Origin of the sequence: Plantactinospora solaniradicis, from assembly GCF_042658085.1 — a bacterium.
GTDB classification, from domain to species: Bacteria; Actinomycetota; Actinomycetes; order Mycobacteriales; family Micromonosporaceae; genus Plantactinospora; species Plantactinospora solaniradicis.
Genome location: NZ_JBHSPR010000008.1, coordinates 329,313 through 345,240 on the forward strand (window position 1 = coordinate 329,313; position 15,928 = coordinate 345,240).

Below are 15,928 nucleotides of genomic sequence, written 5' to 3' on the forward strand. Positions count from 1 at the left end.
GACCACCACAGCGGCACTCCGCCGACCGAGGAGAGGAACGAGACAGATCATGACCACCAACCCGTTCGAGGACCCCGAGGGGCAGTACCTGGTGCTCGTCAACGACGAGGCGCAGCACTCCCTCTGGCCGTCCTTCGTGGAGATCCCGGCCGGTTGGTCGGTGGCGTTCGGCGCCGACGGGCCGCAGTCCCGGGACGCCTGCCTGGCGTACGTGGAAGCGAACTGGACCGACCTGCGGCCGCGCAGCCTGCGGGAGCGGATGGCGGGCGTGACCGTGTGACGACGCGGTGTCGCGCCGCGCTCAGTCGTGGTCGTAGACGGTGACGCTCACGTCGCGGTGACCGAGGGTGGCGACGACGATCGGCTCGATCCGTTCCCAGCGCCCGCCGGCCAGGCCGCAACCGATCCGGGGCATGTGGACGGAGGCGCCGAGTTCCCGGGCGTGCCCGGCCAGGGTGCTCAGGCACCGTTCGACCGCGTCGTACCGGATCGGGGGCCCGGCCGAGCCGTGCCGGGTGCCGCGCTGGCCGACCATGTTCGCCACCCAGATGTCGGGACGGACCCGGACCAGGCGGACGGCGCCGAGCCCGAAGTCGTTCTCGGCACGGTGCCGGTGCCACTGCCGGTAGTCGCGTTCCGGCTCCGGCCACCGCCGGGACAGCGCCAGCACGAAACCCTTGCCCCAGCCGCCGAGGTCGTTGCAGAGGTGGGCGATTATCTTCGGCCCCTTGGCCTGCGGGTTGGTCGCGTCACCTCGGATGATCTGTGGCGGTATCACCGGTGCAGCATGCCAGCCGGGTACGACAGGCGCGGATGAGAGTCGGGTCACTGCGCGGCTTCGACGAACCTCGATAGCGTTCCGGAATGGACCCGACGCCCCGCTCCCTCGACACCGCCTCCGGTTCCGGTCCAGCCTCGCTCGACCTGCCGGCGCTCCGGGCGGTGGTCGCCCGGCACGGCCGGCGGGTCACGCCCGGCATCGAGGACCTGCCCGGCTACCTGTCGCGGCAGAACGACGACGTCTCACACCAGGACGTGCTCGGGCCGCTGCTGCCGGCGTCCGGTGCGAGCGGCGTCGTCGTGCACGGTGGCGTGACGGTTGCGCGGTGGGGTGACCCCACGGTGCCCGAGATGCTGTTCAGCGGCACCAAGAGCCTCCTGTCCACGGTCGCCGGCCTCGCGTACGACGACGGTCTGCTCGATCCGGCCGCTCCGGTCCGGGAAAGCGTCGGGCATCCGCTGTTCCACAGCCCGTCGGCCCGGGACATCGCCTGGGAGCACCTGTTGCAGCAGACCAGCCAGTGGCAGGGGGAGCTGTGGGGGAAGCCCACCTCGGTGGACGCGCAGAGCCGGCGGGAGGGAACCGAACCGGAGGGCGGACCGCCGGGATCCGGCTGGGCGTACAACGACGTCCGGGTGAACCTGCTCGCCCTCGGCCTGACGGTACTGCTCGGCAGGTCGGTGCCGGACGTGTTGCGGGACCGGGTGTTCGGACCGCTCGGCGCCTCGTCGTCCTGGTCGTGGCACGGTTACGCCAACTCGTACGTCGAGATCGACGGCCGACCGGTGCCGGTGGTCAGCGGTGGGGCGCACTGGGGCGGTGGCGTCTGGATATCCGCCGCCGACCTGGCCCTGCTCGGCGACCTGTACCGGTGTCGCGGCCGGTGGGCCGGCCGACAACTGATCAGCGCGGAGTGGATCGACCGGGCTTGGCAGCCGTGCCCGCGCAATCCCGACTACGGGTACCTGTGGTGGCGCAACGACGCGCGGCGGGTCCAGCCGGACGCGCCGGCCAGCGGGCGGTGTGCCCGGGGTAACGGTGGCCGGCATCTGCTCTGGGTCGACCCCGATCGCGAGTTGGTGGTGGCGTCACACTGGACGGAGCAGATCGGCGAGCTGCTCGCCACGGTCTCGGCGGCGGTGCCGGTCACCCTCCCCGCCCCTCACTGACCGCCGCGCTCCGGCCCCGCCCCTCACTGACCGCCGGTCACCGGCCCCGCCCCTCGCTGACTGCCGCGCTCCGGTGTCGACCCGTTCTGCCGGGTGCCCGCCCAGGCGGCCCAGAGCGCGGCGTACCGGCCGCCGGCGGCGACGAGTTCGTCGTGGGTACCGGTCTCCGCCACCCGTCCGGCGTCGAGCACGATGATCCGGTCCGCGCTCACCGCCTGGGTCAGCCGGTGCGCGACCACCAGCCCGGTACGTCCGTCCAGAGCGCGGGCGGCGGCGGTCTCCAGCAGGCGCGCGCCGGCGCTGCCGGCCTCGGCGGTGGCCTCGTCGAGGATCGCCACCGGCGGTGCGGCCAGGGTGAGTCGGGCCAGCGCGAGCTGCTGGGCCTGGGCCGAGGTGAGCCGGTGTCCACCGTCCCCGACCACCGTTCCCAGCCCGTCCGGGAGGGCCCGTACCCAGCCCAGCGCGCCGACCCGGTCGAGGGCCGCCAGCAGTTCGTCGTCGGTGGCATCCGGCCCGGCCAGCCGCAGGTCCTCGGCGAGCGGCCCGGCGAAGACGTGCACCTCCTGGCTGATCAGCGCCACGGTCCGGCCGGCCACGGCGGCGCCGAGGTCGTCGATCGGCACGCCGCCGAGCCGGATGGTGCCACCGTTCGCCTGGTGGATGCCGGCGATCAGCTTGGCCAGGGTGGTCTTGCCGGCGCCGCTCGCCCCGACCAGGGCGACCCGTTCGTTCGCCGCGACACTGATCGTGACGTCGTGCAGCACGTCGTGGCCGGGCGTGTACGCGTGCCGCAGGTCCTTGGCCTCGATGGTGCCGTCCACCGGTACCGGCCGATCCTCCTCCCGCCGCGCGGCGGGTAGCCGGGTGACGCCGACCAGCCGGACCAGGCTCGCGGCGGCCGACTGCGCGTCGTCGACGAGACTGAGCGCGGCGTTGAGCGGGCCGAACAGGTTGTGGAAGTACAGGGCGGCGGCGGACGCCGTACCGACGCTCACCGCGTCCGCCCGGACCAGCAGGAACCCGGTGACGAGGACGGCGCTCAGCCCGATGAACTCGGCGATGTTGAGCCGGCCGAAGAACCGGGTCATCAGCCGGATCCCGCGCAGGGTGAGGTCGACGGCGGCGCTGGATCGTCCGGCGACCCGCTCCAGGTGCGGTTCGGTGAGCCGGAACGCGCGGACCGTGCCGGCCCCGGCGACGGTGTCGAGCAACTGCTGCTGCTGGACCCCGAGCGCGACCCGCTGGCTGGCGTACAGCGGCGTGGCGTGCCGGGCGTACCACCGGACGGTGTGCAGCTGTACCGGCACCGCGAGCAGGGCGGCGAGCATGAACCGCCAGTCCAGCACGGCGAGTCCGACCAGGGTCAGGCCGATGGTCAGCAGGGACCGGGCGAGCTGTGGCAGCGCGTTCCGGACCGCCTCGGCGATCACCGTGACGTCGCCGGTGACCCGCGCGGTGAGGTCGCCGGAGCCGGCCCGCTCCACCTGTTCCAGCGGCAGGTCCAGGACCCGGTCGATGAAGCGTTCCCGCAGCTGGGCGAGCATGCCCTCGCCGAGCCGCGCGACGAGGGAGAGCCCGAACGCCAGCGACGCCCCCTGCACGAGTGCGATCAGCCCGAGCAGCAGCGCCGGTCCGGTGATCGCGCTCGCCGGTCGGCCGTCGACGACCAGGTCCACGATCCGGCCCAGCACCGGGGCGGTGAGCAGGCCGACCGCGGTCGATCCGACGAGCAGCCCGAAGGCGCGTACGGCCAGGAGCCGGCGCCCGCGCATCAGCTCGGCCAGGGTGGCGCGGACCTGCCGTCCGGTCGCCGTCGGCAACAGTTCGCGATGCGGCTCCCCGGGGTTGGCGCTGGGGCTCATCGGGAGGCTCCTCCTGACGACCGGTCCGGCTGGGACGGTGCGGCGGCGGTACCGGTCGTCACGTCAACACCGAGGCGCGGTAGTCGGCGCGGTCGCGTACCAGGTCCGGATGGTTGCCCTCGGCGCGGACCGTGCCCTCGTCGAGCAGGACGACCCGGTCGGTGATCGAGAGCAGGGCCGGGCTCGTGGTCACCAGCAGCGTGGTCCGGTCCTGCCGCAGTTCCCGGAGCCCGGCCGCGATCCGGGCCTCGGTGGCCGCGTCGACCGCCGTGGTCGGATCGTGCAGGACCAGGACCGGTGCCTCGGCGGCGAGGGCCCGGGCCAGCGCCACCCGCTGGCGCTGCCCACCGGAGAGCGACCGGCCGCGCTCGGCCAGCGGGGTGTCGACACCCCGGGGCAGGGTTCCGGCCAGTTCGTCCACGTCCGCCGCGGCCATCGACCGGGTCACGTCGGTTCCGGCCGGGGCGGCCGCGCCCACGTTGTCGAGCACACTGCCCTCGAACAGGTCGGCGTCGTGCGGCGCGACCAGGATCGCGGCCCGCAGGTGCGCGGGGTCCAGGGTGTGCAGCGCGACGCCGTCCAGCTCGACGGTGCCGGTGTCCGGGTCGACGTCGCGGCCGAGGCAGCGCAGCAGGTCGGCGGCGACGGCCGGATCGGTCGCCACGATCCCGACCAGTTCGCCCGGCGCGGTGTGCAGGCTGACCCCGCGCAGGGTGCCGGACCGGACGTCGTGCAGGTCGACCCGGCCGCGTACCGGGGTGGCCGGTCGGCCGGTGCCGTCCGGGGTCGCGGGTGGTGCGCCGAGCACCGAGGCGATCCGGGCGGCGGAGGCGCGGCCCTGGGCGAACTCCGCGTTCACCCAGCCGAAGGTGGACAGCGGGCCGAGCAGGAACAGTGCCAGGCCCACGGCCGCGACGAGTTGACCGACGGTCAGGTTGCCCTGCGCGGCGAGCCGGCCACCGAGCAGGCCGACCGCCGCGACGAAGAGTCCGGTGACGGCGAGCAGGGTGCCGTCGTACCAGGCCTGGGCCCGGGCCGCCCGGATCGTGGCGGCGAGGGAGTCCTGACTGGTCCGCCGGTAGCGGTCGGCGGCGGCGGGGGCCGCGCCGAGTCCCTTCAGCACCCGCAGCCCGGCGACCAGGTCGGCGGCGACTCCGGAGGCGTACGCCGCGCGCTCCTGCTCGGCGTGGCTGCGTCGCTCCAACGGCCGGCCGAGGAGGTGGGCCAGCCAGAGCAGCAGCGGCGCGCCGATCAGCACCAGCAGGCCGAGCGGCACCGAGACCACGAGCAGTGCCGCGCCACCGACCAGTAGACCGGTGAGCGCGCCGATGCCGACCGGCAGGGCCCGGTTGACCGTGCCGACCCGGTCGGCGTCGCCGGTGGCGATCGAGACCAGCGCACCGGGTAGCTGACCGGCCTCGGCGCCGCCGCGATGGTCCAGGATCCGTCGGGTCAGCGCGATCCGGAGCTGGTGTGCGGCGTGCTCGACGGCGTGTTCCCCGGTACGGGCGCTGAGTCGGAAGCTGACCGAGAGCACCGCGAACATGCCGGCCAGCACGGCGATCCAGCCGATCAGGTCGGCGATGCCACCTCGGCCGACGGCCCGGTCGATGACCACTCCGATCAGTACCGGGATGAGCGCCTCGCCGGCCTGGTGTCCGGCGCTGAGCGCCGCGCTGGCGGCGACGTGCCGGGTCTGGCCGGTGACGGCCCCGACCAGAACCGTACGCGCCGAGGGACTGCCGGTAGGCACGCTCGGAACTCCTCCGCTAGCTAGGTGGAGGTTAGGCTAACCTAAACCGCGATCGGTGGCGAGCCCGTCCACCACTACAGCAGGAAGATCATGCTGATCCCGAGCACCGCGTCGAGCACGGCGCACCACTCGGAGTACCCGCGCGGAACTACCTTGTTGGCGCGATGGTGGGCGAGGTCCCAGACCGAGTGGGCGAGCCAGCCGGCCCCGACCAGGTACCGGGCCACGTCGTCGGAGGCGTTCACCGCAACCACCGCCAGCCCCAGGTAGCCGGCCAGGCCGCCGAGTTGCAGTGCCAGCATCCACGGGTTGCCCAGTTGCCGCCGTACGGTGCCGATCACCAGGTAGCCGATCGGCAGCACCAGTAGCGTCCACGGGTCGAGGACGACCGGGTCGACCCAGGCGTCGATGGTCATGACCAGGGCCAGCCAGGTCGGCCAGCGGTGCTTCAGCATCGCGACGATCCGTCGGGACGTACGGCCGGTCGTGCCCGCGTCCGACGGCGCCGCATCCCGTCCGGGGCTGCCGGTCGCGGCTCCGGTCGTCCGGTGGTGCCGGGTGTACTCGGTCCGGCGGAGGAGCATCGCCAGCAGCATGGCCGGGAGCATCAGCACGTGTCCGGCCATCAGCAGGACGTCCCCGGAGACGGCCCCGAGCCAGTACGCCGGAAGGAAGAGCAGGAACGGGACGTACATCGCCGCGCCCATCCCGGCGACCGGACCCCACCGGTGTCCCCGGTGACGCATCCAGATGGACATTCCCAGCGTCATGTTGGTGGCCATCACCAGCGCGTCGACGTCGGGGCGCCCGAGCGCGGCGGAGCGGCCGAGCCCGGCGGCGATCACCTCCCAGACCGGACCGAACAGCAGCATCCCGAGCACCATCGCGACGGTCATCTCGGCGAAGTGCCGGAGGAAGTGCAGGACGGGGCGGTGGCGCGTACCCGAGGGTTCGTGGCGGGAATCGGGGTCGGAGGTAGGGACGGCGCTGCCGTCCCGCATCGTTTCGCTCATGGCTCCAGGCTGTCGGCGTCGCCGATCAAGCGGCAGCCGCGCGGCGCACGGATCACCCATGCGGATCGCATGGGTGATCCGTGCGCCCGACCACTCCCGGAGTCGGGCCGGTCCCGGCAGTCGGGCGGTCCCGGCAGTCAGGCCGAGCCGGCGGTCAGGAGCGGGTGGCGGTCACGGCCGACGAGCCGTCGCGTACGCCGCCGAGCCGATCAGCTCCAGCGACACCTGGAGCCGGGACAGGCTGATGTTCTTCTCGATGGTGTCCTCGGGGCTGTGGTACGGCGGTTCGAGCAGTGCCGGGGACTCCTCGCCACGCCAGGAGAAGTTGGCGCTGGCGATGCCGACCTCCTGGAACGACTGGTGGTCGCTGGAGCCGCGCAGGGTGACCGGTGAGATCCGTGGCTGGTAACCCAGTCGGGTCGCGGCGGCGGTCACCTCGTCGGTCGCCCGGTTCGCGAGCCCGTCGAAGGAGAGCAGCCAGTAACGGGTCGCCGGGTCCCAGCTCGTCGCCACCATGTCGTTCTGGTACACGGCGACGATCCGGTCCCGCTCGGCCTGCGGCAGTTGCGCGACGTAGTACCGGGAGCCGATCAGGCCCTGTTCCTCCGAGCCCCAGAGTCCGAATCGGATGGTCGCGTCGAGCGGCAGGCCGCGCAGCACCCGTGCCACCTCCAGGCACAGCACGGTGCCCGAGCCGTCGTCGTTGGCGCCCGGGGCACCGATGACGGTGTCGTAGTGCGCGCTCACCATGACCACGGGGCTGTTCTGGCCGTTGCGCCGTGGTGCCCGCTCGGCCAGCACGTTGTGCGAGGTGAGTCCCCGGTGTGCCTTGGTCGAGACGGTCAGCGTGAACCAGCGGTGGGCGAGCCGTTCGCGCAGCCGGTGCTTCTGCGCCTGGGCCACCCCGACCACCGGGATCGGCACCGGAGTGGTGGCCGAGCCGGGCAGGCTGGGTGAGAAGGCCGAGGCCCGGCGCGGCTCCACGAGGTCGGCCGGCAGGAAGACGACCGCCGCCGCCCCACGCGCCACGGCGGTGGCGACGAGCTGCTCGCGCTGCGCCGCGACGTAGTCGACCAGTACGACCTTGCCGGTGACGTCCGCCGGGTAGTTCTCGACCGCTCCGGCGCCGACGTCCACCACCCGTCCGGTGACCCTGGTGTCGAGGGCCGCCTGCGGCGACGCGCCGACCTGCCAGTTCAGGTCGTCCGGCAGACCGGGCCAGGAACTGCTGAGCTGGCCGATGAACTTGTCCGCGACCGGGAACGGTTGCAGCGTCGTCCGGTAGCCGAGATCGTCCAACACCTCGGCGAGGTAGTTGGCGGCGGACCGTTCCGAGGAGGTGCCACCGATTCGCGGGCCGATCTTCTCGGAGAGGTGACGCAGGTGGGGGAGGGCCCGCTTGGCCGAGACCCGGCTGGCGACGAGCCGATCGTTGTGGGTGAGCGCGGGTGGGCGTACGGCGCCCGGGCGCTGGTCCGTCACCGCCCACGCCGGGGTGGCGGCGGCGACGGCGGCCGCGCTGCCGAGGCCGAGCGCGAGGGCGCTGCGTCGGCTCAGCGGGGACTTCGCGGCACCGGTGGACGGCTGGTCGGCGGTCGGGGATTCAGGACGACTATCCAATGTGGCTCCTCCTGGCTGCGCCGGTCCGGCCGAGATCACCGGCGAGGACCCGCGTGGTGGTCACTGTGGAGTGGGGGTGATCACGGTGCACAGAATGTAGCCCCGCCCAATGACCAATTCAAGATCACTTTTGCTGGGTGCGAATCGACGCACCGCCCCGGCCAGCATGACTGCGATCCGGAAAATCTCCGGAACTTCCGGTGAGGCCCGCTCGGATCCTGATCCGTCGACCCTGGCTCCGGTTGATCACCCGAGATCCCGATCGACCTGATAGGACTACTGGCCAGGATGAACGCTTCCCTGCGGGAGGCCCGTCGCCAAGGCGAGGTTTCCACAACGTTTCGGAAAGTTGTTGACAAGTCGACGGGTTGGTCAATACCGTCGCCATCGACGGCGCTCAATCGCCGTCAACGCCATCCACCGCGACCCGCTCCTCCGGTCGTCGCGTAGGACGACCGGCCACCCACCACCGCGTGGTACGACGCCGATGTCCGGCGGCCGTCACCCGGCCACCGACAGCCCGCCGGGTCGTACCGCAGTGCTGGCCTCCCGCCAGCCGTCACGAGGAGGAAGCAGTTACATGAACGACATGAACCACATCCCCACCAGACCGAAGAGACGCAGCCGCATGCGGCTGCTCGTCGGCGCCGCGTGCGCGGCAGTGCTGGCCATCACCAGCACGGTGATGGCCACCAGCGCGTACGCGGAGGCCGACCGGACCCTCAGCTCGAACGCCACCGGCACGCACAACGGGTTCTACTTCTCGTTCTGGAAGGACAGTGGCAACGCCAGCATGACGCTGCGCGAGAACGGCCGCTACTCCAGCTCGTGGAACAACAGCACCAACAACTGGGTCGGCGGCAAGGGCTGGGCCACCGGTAGCCGACGGACGGTCAGCTACTCGGGCACCTACAACCCGGGCAACAACAACACCTACCTCGCCCTGTACGGATGGACGCGGAACCCGCTCATCGAGTACTACGTCGTGGAGAACTTCGGCAGCTACAACCCGAGCAGCGGCGCCACCCGGATGGGCTCCGTCACCACCGACGGCGGCACCTACGACATCCTCCGCAGCCAGCGGGTGAACCAGCCGTCGATCGACGGTACCGCCACGTTCTACCAGTTCTGGAGCGTCCGCCAGTCGAAGCGCAGCAGTGGCACCATCACCACCGCCAACCACTTCGACGCCTGGGCCCGCGCCGGCCTGAACCTCGGCACCAGCTGGGCCTACCAGGTCATGGCCACCGAGGGCTACCAGAGCAGCGGCAGCTCCGACATCACCGTCCGGGAAGGCGGTGGCAGCAACCCTCAGCCCACCACCAGCAACCCCGGCGGTGGCGGCGGCAACTGCACCGCGACGCTGTCCGCCGGCCAGTCGTGGAGCGACCGGTTCAACCTCAACGTCGCGGTCAGCGGCGTGAGCAACTGGGTCGTCACCCTCAACCTGAACGGCGGCCAGAGCCTGCAGAACAGCTGGAACGCCTCCGTCACCGGGACGACCGGATCCATCACGGCCAGACCGAACGGCAGCGGCAACAACTTCGGCGTAACGATCATGGCCAACGGCAATACGACCTGGCCGACGATCTCCTGCCGGACAGGCTGACCGCGACCAACTCCTGACAACCGCACCTGTGGCGCGGCGGCCTCGGCCGCCGCGCCACTCCGGGTTCTGCACATCGTGGACCTCCCGCAGCAGCTCGACCGGCAGCGTGGCTGGTTCCACCTCAGGTACGCCCGCTGACTCGTCGACGTCTGGCCCGGCGCAGGTACCGCACGAGTGAGTGCAGCGCGGCACCGGTGATCGCGGCGAGGATTGCTCCCGCCGCGACGAGCCACATCGGCAGTGGACCGAAATCGGGGCGGCCGGACTCGCGTACGGCGCCGTCGATGGCGAGGCCGGCGGCGACCGTCAGCTCGGTGATCCCGCCCGGGGTGCGGAAGAGTACCTCGGCTGAGGCCGCGCCCCGGCGCAGCAGCACCAGCTCGACCGACGCCGTGCCGTGTTCCTCGTACGGGCTGGCGGCGATGTCATGGGTTTCCGGGTGGTCCACCGCGGCCGGGCCGGGGACGCCGACCAGCGCGACCGCCTCGTCCGCCGAGCGCCATCCGACGAGCTGGACGTAGGTGGCGGAGCGCAGGTCGGGGAAGGCGGGCCCGGGGACGACCGCGCCGTCGGCCACGGCACGGGTCTCCAGTCGCCAGCTGCGCGGATACGACGGGACCGGGCAGTCTGTGCAGGTCGACCGGGTCAGGGTGGCCACCGACCGCCCGTCCGGCAGCCAGGACCCGGCCCCGGGCAGCCGGCCGCCGTTCAGTGGCAGCTTCCGATACGGTGCGGCGGTGCCGTCGGGGGCCGCGTCGGCGACCCGGGTCAACCACACCTCGTCGCGTACCTGCACGGCCAGCTCGGCACCGTCCGGCGACACCGCCGCTCGTCCGGGTGGCACCCAGGCGGTGCCCACCCGCACCCGCAACACATCGGCGCGGCGGTCCCGGTCGTACAGCCCGACGTACGGGGTGGCGTAGGTGTTCGGCGAGGTGAAGGTGTCGTGGTCGGCGTAGGCGAGGCGCTTGCCGTCGGGCGCGAAGGCGAGCGGGTAGCCATGCACGCCCGCCGGGGCGGACCGGCCGGACGTCAGGTCGTAGACCGACTCACCGGCCCAGACGTACCGCCCGTCCGGGGACAGCAGAGCCTCGAAGCCGGCGGTCTGGCGCTCCGCGGGGGCGAGCGTGCGGTACCGGTCGGCGTCCGCGGCCACCACGCCCATCCGGTTCTCGTTCCAGTCGTCGCGCACCGCCGGGCCGCCGAAGAGCATCGCCGCCACGCCGGGCGCCGACTCGGCCACGCTCGCGGTGCGCAGCGGCGGGTCGACCAGCCGGGTGGGCAGGCCGGGGGCGGTGGAGTCGGCCGCCGCTGCCGGCCACGGGATGGACGCCGGGCGCAGCACGTACCCCGTGCCGAGCAGCAGCATTCCGACGGCGAGCGCGCCGGCAGCGGCCGCCCGGCGACGCCGGTGCCGGGCCCGCGCCCGGTCGAACAACCCCTCGGGTACGGCGGCCGCCGGCACGCCGTCGGCGAGGCCGCGCAGTGCCTCGCTGAGTCGGCTGGTCATCTGGCCACCTCCTGTGGGGCCCGGCCGACGAGTTCGGCCAGCTCGGGGGCGAGGGTGCGCAGCCGACCGAGGGCGTGCCGGGTCTGGCTCTTGACCGTGCCGATCCGGCAGCCCAGCAGCTCGGCGGTCTCGGCCTCGCTGCGGTCCTCGTAGTAGCGCAGCACCAGCACCGCCCGCTGCCGCACGGTCAACCGGGCCAGCGCCGCCCGCAGCACCATCCGTAGGTCGGCGTCGTCGCCGGGACCCGCCGAGCGGTCCGGCACGAACCCGTCAAGCTGTTCCGGTGGGCGCGCCCGCCGCCACCGCCACCAACTGGCCGCCTGGGTATACAGCACCCGACGCAGGTACGCGCCAGGGTCGTCGAGCCGCTCCCAGCGGATCGCGACCCGGGCCAGGGCCACCTGGAGCAGGTCCTCGGCGTGGTGCCGATCGGCGGTGAGCAGGTACGCGAACCGGGTCGACGCGGCGCTCTCCGCCCGTACGAACTCGGCGAAACCGGCCCGAGCCCGGTCCTCACTCTTCAACTGATCGCCCTCCTCACCTAGGCAGACGCGAAGGAGTGGCACCACGGAGGGAACCCCGGCTCTCTTTTCTGCTCGGATCCCGTTGCGGGGGCGTTCAGTCCCGGGCCAGCTCGGCCTCGTACGCCGCGCGCAGCCGGGCGAAGACGGACTCGCGGCCCGCCGGTCGGGGTATCCCGAGGTGCTGCTCGCGGAGTTCGTCCATGAACTCCTCCCACAGCTCGGGGCCGCCCCGCTCCAGCAGTTCGGCCCGGACCGACAGTTCACGGGTGACGGGCAGGTGGCGCCGCCCCCACGCGCCGAGGTGCGCCATCACCGGTACGAGCTGGATGGCGGGCTCGGTGAGGCTGTAGATCACCTTCTGCTTGTGGCTGGGGTCGGGGGCGCGGGAGACGAGACCGTGCTCGGTGAGTCGGTGGAGCCGGTCGGCGAGGATGTTCGAGGCGATTCCCTCGTCCGAGCGGTTCAGCAACTCGCGGAAGTGTCGGCGATTGCCGAACATCATGTCCCGGATGATCACGAGCGACCACTTGTCGCCGAACACCTCCAGGGAGAGGTTGATCGGACAGCCCGAGCGCCCCTGCTCCATCACCATGAACCTCCGATCGTCAACTGATTGCAGTCTACAACCGGATGCGCTAACGTCCGTACCGGTTGTAAATCGCAACTGGTATCGGGGAGAGCGGAGAGATTCATGAGCAGCAAGGTCGTCTGCGACATCTCGATCTCTGCCGACGGCTACGCCGCCGGTCCGAATCAGACGGCGGAGAAGCCGTTCGGTGACGGCCAGGTGGACCAGCTGCACGCCTGGATGTTCGAGACCCCGGACGAGAACAAGACCGAGGTCGACGGGATCCTCTCGGCCGGCGCGTACATCATGGGGCGCAACATGTTCGGGCCCGTCCGTGGCGAGTGGGATCTGGACTGGACGGGGTGGTGGGGCGAGGACCCGCCGTACCACGGCCCCGTGTTCGTGCTCACGCACCACCCGCGCGAGCTGTTGGCCATGAAGGGTGGCACCACGTTCACCTTCGTGACCGACGGCATCGAATCCGCCCTCGACCAGGCCCGCAAGGCGGCGGGGGAGCGGGACGTCGCCATCGCCGGCGGGGCGGCCACCGTCAACCAGTACCTGGCCGCCGGGCTGATCGACGAACTCCGTACCCACGTCGCCCCGCTCACCCTCGGAGCCGGCGAACGCCTCTTCGACGGCGTACCACCGTTGGATCTCGAACTCCTCGCCGCCCGAGCGGCGTCGCTGGTCACGCACATCAGCTACCGCGTCGTGCGCTGACCTCGACCGCCCGCCGCGCAGAGGTCGACTCGGGCGATCCTCGACGAGCCCGCCTCGGTCAGCTCGCTCGGCGCTCGGGAAACTGCTCCACGTCGAACAGTAATGTTTCGTCGACGAGCTCTCCTCCGTCTACATAGGAGTCGATCAGCTCTGCCGGGGCGCCGGCTTCGAGGAGCAGGTCGACCGCGTTGATCGCGTACCAGTTGTCGGCGACGGCGTGCATGGCCGCTGCCTGGGCGAGCAGGTCGGGATCGGCGGCGAGGTCGGCAAGTTCGGCAAGGGCTACGGCCCGGACCAGGCCCTCCCGGTAGCCACCGGCGTAATCCGTCGCGATCCGGTGCACCCGGGCGAGGATGAGGCGGCGGTCGGTCGACTGGTAGGCGGCGATTCGGGCTGGGCCGCTCGTCTGGTCTCGGCTGTCATACACCTCGATATTCTATCGTACACGTGTTCGAATCGCTGCCCGTTCCCCTGGATTCGGGCCGCACCGCCGGGGTCCGCCCCACTCCTCCTCGCTAGTATCGCGGGATGATCAATCCGATCGAGCTCGTCATCTTCGACTGCGATGGAGTGCTGGTCGACAGCGAGCGCATCGCCGTCCGCGTCCACGTGGCGGCGGGCGCGGAACTGGGCTGGCCCATTACCGAGGCGGAGGTGATCGAGCGGTTCGTCGGCCGGTCCAGGACCTCCATCGGCGAGCTGATCGCTGCCCGCCTCGGGCACGACCTCGCCGCGACCTGGGGGGAGCGGTTCGAGTTGGCGCACCGCCAGGCGGTGGACGCCGGGCTGACCGCGGTCGACGGGATCACCGACGCACTCGACGGGATCAGCCAGCCGACGTGTGTGGCCTCCGGCGGCACGCACGAGAAGATGCGACACACGCTGGGCCGCACCGGCCTGTACCGCCGCTTCGAGGGACGTATCTTCAGCGCGACCGAGGTCGCCCGTGGCAAGCCTGCCCCCGACCTGTTCCTGCACGCGGCGGCGACGATGGGTGTCCCGCCTGCGGCGTGCGTCGTGGTCGAAGACAGCCGGCCCGGTGTCCAGGCGGCCCGTGCCGCCGGCATGCGCTGCTTCGGCTATGCCGGTGGACTGACCTCCGCCCGCCAGCTCGAAGGCCCCGACACGGTGATCTTCGACGACATGCGAAAGCTGCCGTCCCTGCTGGACAGCGCGGTACTCGCCTGAACGCTGCCCTGCTGAGCGCGGTGCTCGCCCGACACCCGGGACGGGTCTATCGCTCGCCGACGTCGGGGCCATGACGCAGGAAGGCGGCGGCGGTCTCGCGCAGGTCCCGCCGGGGTGCGCCGATGGTGTTCTCGACGGCGGCGATGTGCACCGCCATCGCGATGAGCAGGGACGCCGCCGGGTCGGGTGGCTGCCAGCCGATCGCGGTCAGGTCCGGCTCGACCATGGCGGCAAAGGCCGCGTTGCGCGCCGCGACCTCGGCGGTGAGCGCGTTGTCATGGCGTGCCTGGAACAGCAGCGCACGGGCCTGCGGCGCGGCCAGGCACCCATCCAGATAGGCGGTCAGCGCGGCGGTCAACCGAGGCAGGCCGGGATCCAGGTCGCGGATCGCCGCCGTCACCAGGGTCTGCAACTCGTCGTGAAAGCGACGGTGCAGGGCGACGAGGTAGGCGGTGCGGTCCGGCCAGTGCTGGTAGAAGGCTCCTTTGCTCATCCCGGCCGTCGCGACGACCGCGTTGACGCTCATGCCCGCCAGGCTCGGACCGGCCGGGTCGCCTAGCAGCGCCGTGCCGGCGTCGAGCAGGGCGCGACGGCCGGGTTCCGCCGGCCTAGCCATCCGCGTTCGCCCCGTCCGGGCCTGGGGCCGACGCCTCGGCGCAGGGCGGAGGCGCGACCGCGTCGAGGAATGGCACCACCGCGCCGAGCCAGCGCTGCGGCACCTCGGCGTGCGGCAGGTGCCCGGACCAGAATCGGGCAACCTGGGCGCGCGGCAGCAGTCGCGCGGCACGCCGTCCGGCACTGCGCCACGGCACCACCGGGTCGAGACGGCCCCAGGTCAGCAGCACCGGGACGGTGATGGTGGACGCGATGTGCCGCAGGTCGTGGGCAGGGTCGAGAAATGACCGCCAGACCGCGCTGTGCACGGTCAGCCGGTCCGGGTTGCCTCGCATCGACCGAACTCTACGGAGCGCGGCGCGGCTGGTCGGGGTACGGCGCACCGTGTACGCCGACGCCAACGGCCCGGCGAGCAGGCGGGCCGGACCGACCGAACCCATGGTTCGTACGAAGGTTCGGGTGAGCCAGGTGAACCGGGTGAAACCACCGGGCGCCACCAGCACCACCGCCGCGACACGATCCGGTCGCGCGAGCGCCTGGTATGCCGCCGTGTACCCGCCGACGCTGTGGCCGATGAGCACCACCTGCCCCAGCCGCCCACCGACGGCCCGACCGATCCCGTCCAGTACGTCGTCGAGTACCCGGGCGAGACCCGGAGCGTCCACCGTCGCACCATCGTCCAGATGGGACGAGCGGCCGTAGCCGGGCCAGTCCAGCCGGACGACGGTGCGCCGTTCGGCCAGGACGTCGACCACCGCGTCCCAGTCCCGGGCATCGCCCGGATTGCCGTGCAGCAGCACCGCCACCGGACCTCGCCCGGCGGCGGTGTACCCGACCGGCCCGAGAGCGGTCATCAGCTCCCCGGCGGCCGGCAGTGTTCCCTCGGCCATGTCCCCAGCATACCCGTTGACAGACCGACCGGTCGGTCATAGCTTTGTGGACCTGGTCACCACGCACCAGACGGACCTGGTCACCTCACGCACCAGATGGACC

General features: G+C 72.0%; 16 protein-coding genes. 5 read left to right on the forward strand and 11 right to left on the reverse strand.

The features are described from left to right. Positions 1 to 49: 49 nt before the first annotated feature. Positions 50 to 280, forward strand: a complete 231-nt coding sequence (locus ACFP2T_RS11235) for an MbtH family protein (RefSeq protein WP_377420475.1) — start codon at positions 50 to 52, stop codon at positions 278 to 280. A 21-nt stretch (positions 281 to 301) separates the two neighbouring features. On the opposite strand, the gene ACFP2T_RS11240 is transcribed toward ACFP2T_RS11235, so the two are convergent. Next, the gene (locus ACFP2T_RS11240; protein ID WP_377420477.1) at positions 302 to 778 is read right to left on the reverse strand and encodes a macro domain-containing protein; all 477 of its coding nucleotides are present in this window, start codon (positions 776 to 778) and stop codon (positions 302 to 304) included. Between the two features lie 86 nt (positions 779 to 864). Here ACFP2T_RS11240 and ACFP2T_RS11245 point away from each other — a divergent pair, with 86 nt between their 5' ends. After that, positions 865 to 1,950 (forward strand): serine hydrolase domain-containing protein, encoded by a 1,086-nt coding sequence (locus ACFP2T_RS11245; RefSeq protein ID WP_377420479.1) that lies wholly within the window; start codon positions 865 to 867, stop codon positions 1,948 to 1,950. A 23-nt stretch (positions 1,951 to 1,973) separates the two neighbouring features. Here the strand turns inward: ACFP2T_RS11245 and ACFP2T_RS11250 are convergent, their stop codons facing one another. From ACFP2T_RS11250 to ACFP2T_RS11265, 4 genes are all read right to left on the reverse strand, one after another. After that, positions 1,974 to 3,812: an ABC transporter ATP-binding protein gene (locus ACFP2T_RS11250; protein WP_377420481.1), complete on the reverse strand. Its 1,839-nt coding sequence runs from the start codon at positions 3,810 to 3,812 to the stop codon at positions 1,974 to 1,976. 58 nt (positions 3,813 to 3,870) lie between these two features. Beyond that, on the reverse strand, positions 3,871 to 5,565 hold the full coding sequence (locus ACFP2T_RS11255; RefSeq protein ID WP_377420483.1) for an ABC transporter ATP-binding protein: 1,695 nt from the start codon (positions 5,563 to 5,565) through the stop codon (positions 3,871 to 3,873). Positions 5,566 to 5,639: 74 nt separating this feature from the next. Further along, a complete protein-coding gene (locus ACFP2T_RS11260) occupies positions 5,640 to 6,578 on the reverse strand; it encodes a hypothetical protein (protein ID WP_377420485.1) in 939 nt (312 codons plus the stop codon). 171 nt (positions 6,579 to 6,749) lie between these two features. Next, complete coding sequence (locus tag ACFP2T_RS11265; protein WP_377420487.1) at positions 6,750 to 8,198, reverse strand: M28 family peptidase; 1,449 nt, start codon at positions 8,196 to 8,198, stop codon at positions 6,750 to 6,752. A 580-nt stretch (positions 8,199 to 8,778) separates the two neighbouring features. Between ACFP2T_RS11265 and ACFP2T_RS11270 the strand changes: the two genes are divergently transcribed. After that, a complete protein-coding gene (locus tag ACFP2T_RS11270; protein ID WP_377420489.1) occupies positions 8,779 to 9,807 on the forward strand; it encodes a glycoside hydrolase family 11 protein in 1,029 nt (342 codons plus the stop codon). A gap of 121 nt (positions 9,808 to 9,928) precedes the next feature. On the opposite strand, the gene ACFP2T_RS11275 is transcribed toward ACFP2T_RS11270, so the two are convergent. The 3 genes from ACFP2T_RS11275 to ACFP2T_RS11285 form a co-directional block, all read right to left on the reverse strand. Beyond that, complete coding sequence (locus tag ACFP2T_RS11275) at positions 9,929 to 11,317, reverse strand: WD40 repeat domain-containing protein (RefSeq protein ID WP_377420491.1); 1,389 nt, start codon at positions 11,315 to 11,317, stop codon at positions 9,929 to 9,931. After that, positions 11,314 to 11,841, reverse strand: a complete 528-nt coding sequence (locus tag ACFP2T_RS11280; RefSeq protein WP_377420493.1) for a SigE family RNA polymerase sigma factor — start codon at positions 11,839 to 11,841, stop codon at positions 11,314 to 11,316. The genes ACFP2T_RS11275 and ACFP2T_RS11280 overlap by 4 nt, the downstream gene beginning before the upstream one ends. 94 nt (positions 11,842 to 11,935) lie before the next feature. Beyond that, entirely contained in the window at positions 11,936 to 12,427 is a 492-nt protein-coding gene (locus ACFP2T_RS11285) for a winged helix-turn-helix transcriptional regulator (protein WP_377420495.1), read from the reverse strand. A 105-nt stretch (positions 12,428 to 12,532) separates the two neighbouring features. Between ACFP2T_RS11285 and ACFP2T_RS11290 the strand changes: the two genes are divergently transcribed. Next, a complete protein-coding gene (locus ACFP2T_RS11290; RefSeq protein ID WP_377420497.1) occupies positions 12,533 to 13,132 on the forward strand; it encodes a dihydrofolate reductase family protein in 600 nt (199 codons plus the stop codon). Positions 13,133 to 13,190: 58 nt separating this feature from the next. Here the strand turns inward: ACFP2T_RS11290 and ACFP2T_RS11295 are convergent, their stop codons facing one another. Then, positions 13,191 to 13,559, reverse strand: coding sequence for a hypothetical protein (locus tag ACFP2T_RS11295; RefSeq protein WP_377420499.1), 369 nt, complete (start codon positions 13,557 to 13,559; stop codon positions 13,191 to 13,193). A gap of 101 nt (positions 13,560 to 13,660) precedes the next feature. Here ACFP2T_RS11295 and ACFP2T_RS11300 point away from each other — a divergent pair, with 101 nt between their 5' ends. Beyond that, positions 13,661 to 14,320 (forward strand): HAD family hydrolase, encoded by a 660-nt coding sequence (locus tag ACFP2T_RS11300; protein WP_377420501.1) that lies wholly within the window; start codon positions 13,661 to 13,663, stop codon positions 14,318 to 14,320. Positions 14,321 to 14,366: 46 nt separating this feature from the next. Here the strand turns inward: ACFP2T_RS11300 and ACFP2T_RS11305 are convergent, their stop codons facing one another. Both ACFP2T_RS11305 and ACFP2T_RS11310 read right to left on the reverse strand, forming a co-directional pair. Continuing rightward, positions 14,367 to 14,936, reverse strand: coding sequence for a TetR/AcrR family transcriptional regulator (locus ACFP2T_RS11305; protein WP_377420503.1), 570 nt, complete (start codon positions 14,934 to 14,936; stop codon positions 14,367 to 14,369). Next, positions 14,929 to 15,825: an alpha/beta fold hydrolase gene (locus tag ACFP2T_RS11310; protein WP_377420505.1), complete on the reverse strand. Its 897-nt coding sequence runs from the start codon at positions 15,823 to 15,825 to the stop codon at positions 14,929 to 14,931. The genes ACFP2T_RS11305 and ACFP2T_RS11310 overlap by 8 nt, the downstream gene beginning before the upstream one ends. Between the last annotated feature and the right edge of the window lie 103 nt (positions 15,826 to 15,928).

Coding starts and splice junctions, on each gene's coding strand:
- ACFP2T_RS11235 (WP_377420475.1), top strand. CDS start 50: ATGACCACCAACCCGTTCGAGGACCCCGAGGGGCAGTACCTGGTGCTC.
- ACFP2T_RS11245 (WP_377420479.1), top strand. CDS start 865: ATGGACCCGACGCCCCGCTCCCTCGACACCGCCTCCGGTTCCGGTCCA.
- ACFP2T_RS11250 (WP_377420481.1), bottom strand. CDS start 3,812: ATGAGCCCCAGCGCCAACCCCGGGGAGCCGCATCGCGAACTGTTGCCG.
- ACFP2T_RS11260 (WP_377420485.1), bottom strand. CDS start 6,578: ATGAGCGAAACGATGCGGGACGGCAGCGCCGTCCCTACCTCCGACCCC.
- ACFP2T_RS11270 (WP_377420489.1), top strand. CDS start 8,779: ATGAACGACATGAACCACATCCCCACCAGACCGAAGAGACGCAGCCGC.
- ACFP2T_RS11275 (WP_377420491.1), bottom strand. CDS start 11,317: ATGACCAGCCGACTCAGCGAGGCACTGCGCGGCCTCGCCGACGGCGTG.
- ACFP2T_RS11285 (WP_377420495.1), bottom strand. CDS start 12,427: ATGGAGCAGGGGCGCTCGGGCTGTCCGATCAACCTCTCCCTGGAGGTG.
- ACFP2T_RS11290 (WP_377420497.1), top strand. CDS start 12,533: ATGAGCAGCAAGGTCGTCTGCGACATCTCGATCTCTGCCGACGGCTAC.
- ACFP2T_RS11300 (WP_377420501.1), top strand. CDS start 13,661: ATGATCAATCCGATCGAGCTCGTCATCTTCGACTGCGATGGAGTGCTG.
- ACFP2T_RS11305 (WP_377420503.1), bottom strand. CDS start 14,936: ATGGCTAGGCCGGCGGAACCCGGCCGTCGCGCCCTGCTCGACGCCGGC.
- ACFP2T_RS11310 (WP_377420505.1), bottom strand. CDS start 15,825: ATGGCCGAGGGAACACTGCCGGCCGCCGGGGAGCTGATGACCGCTCTC.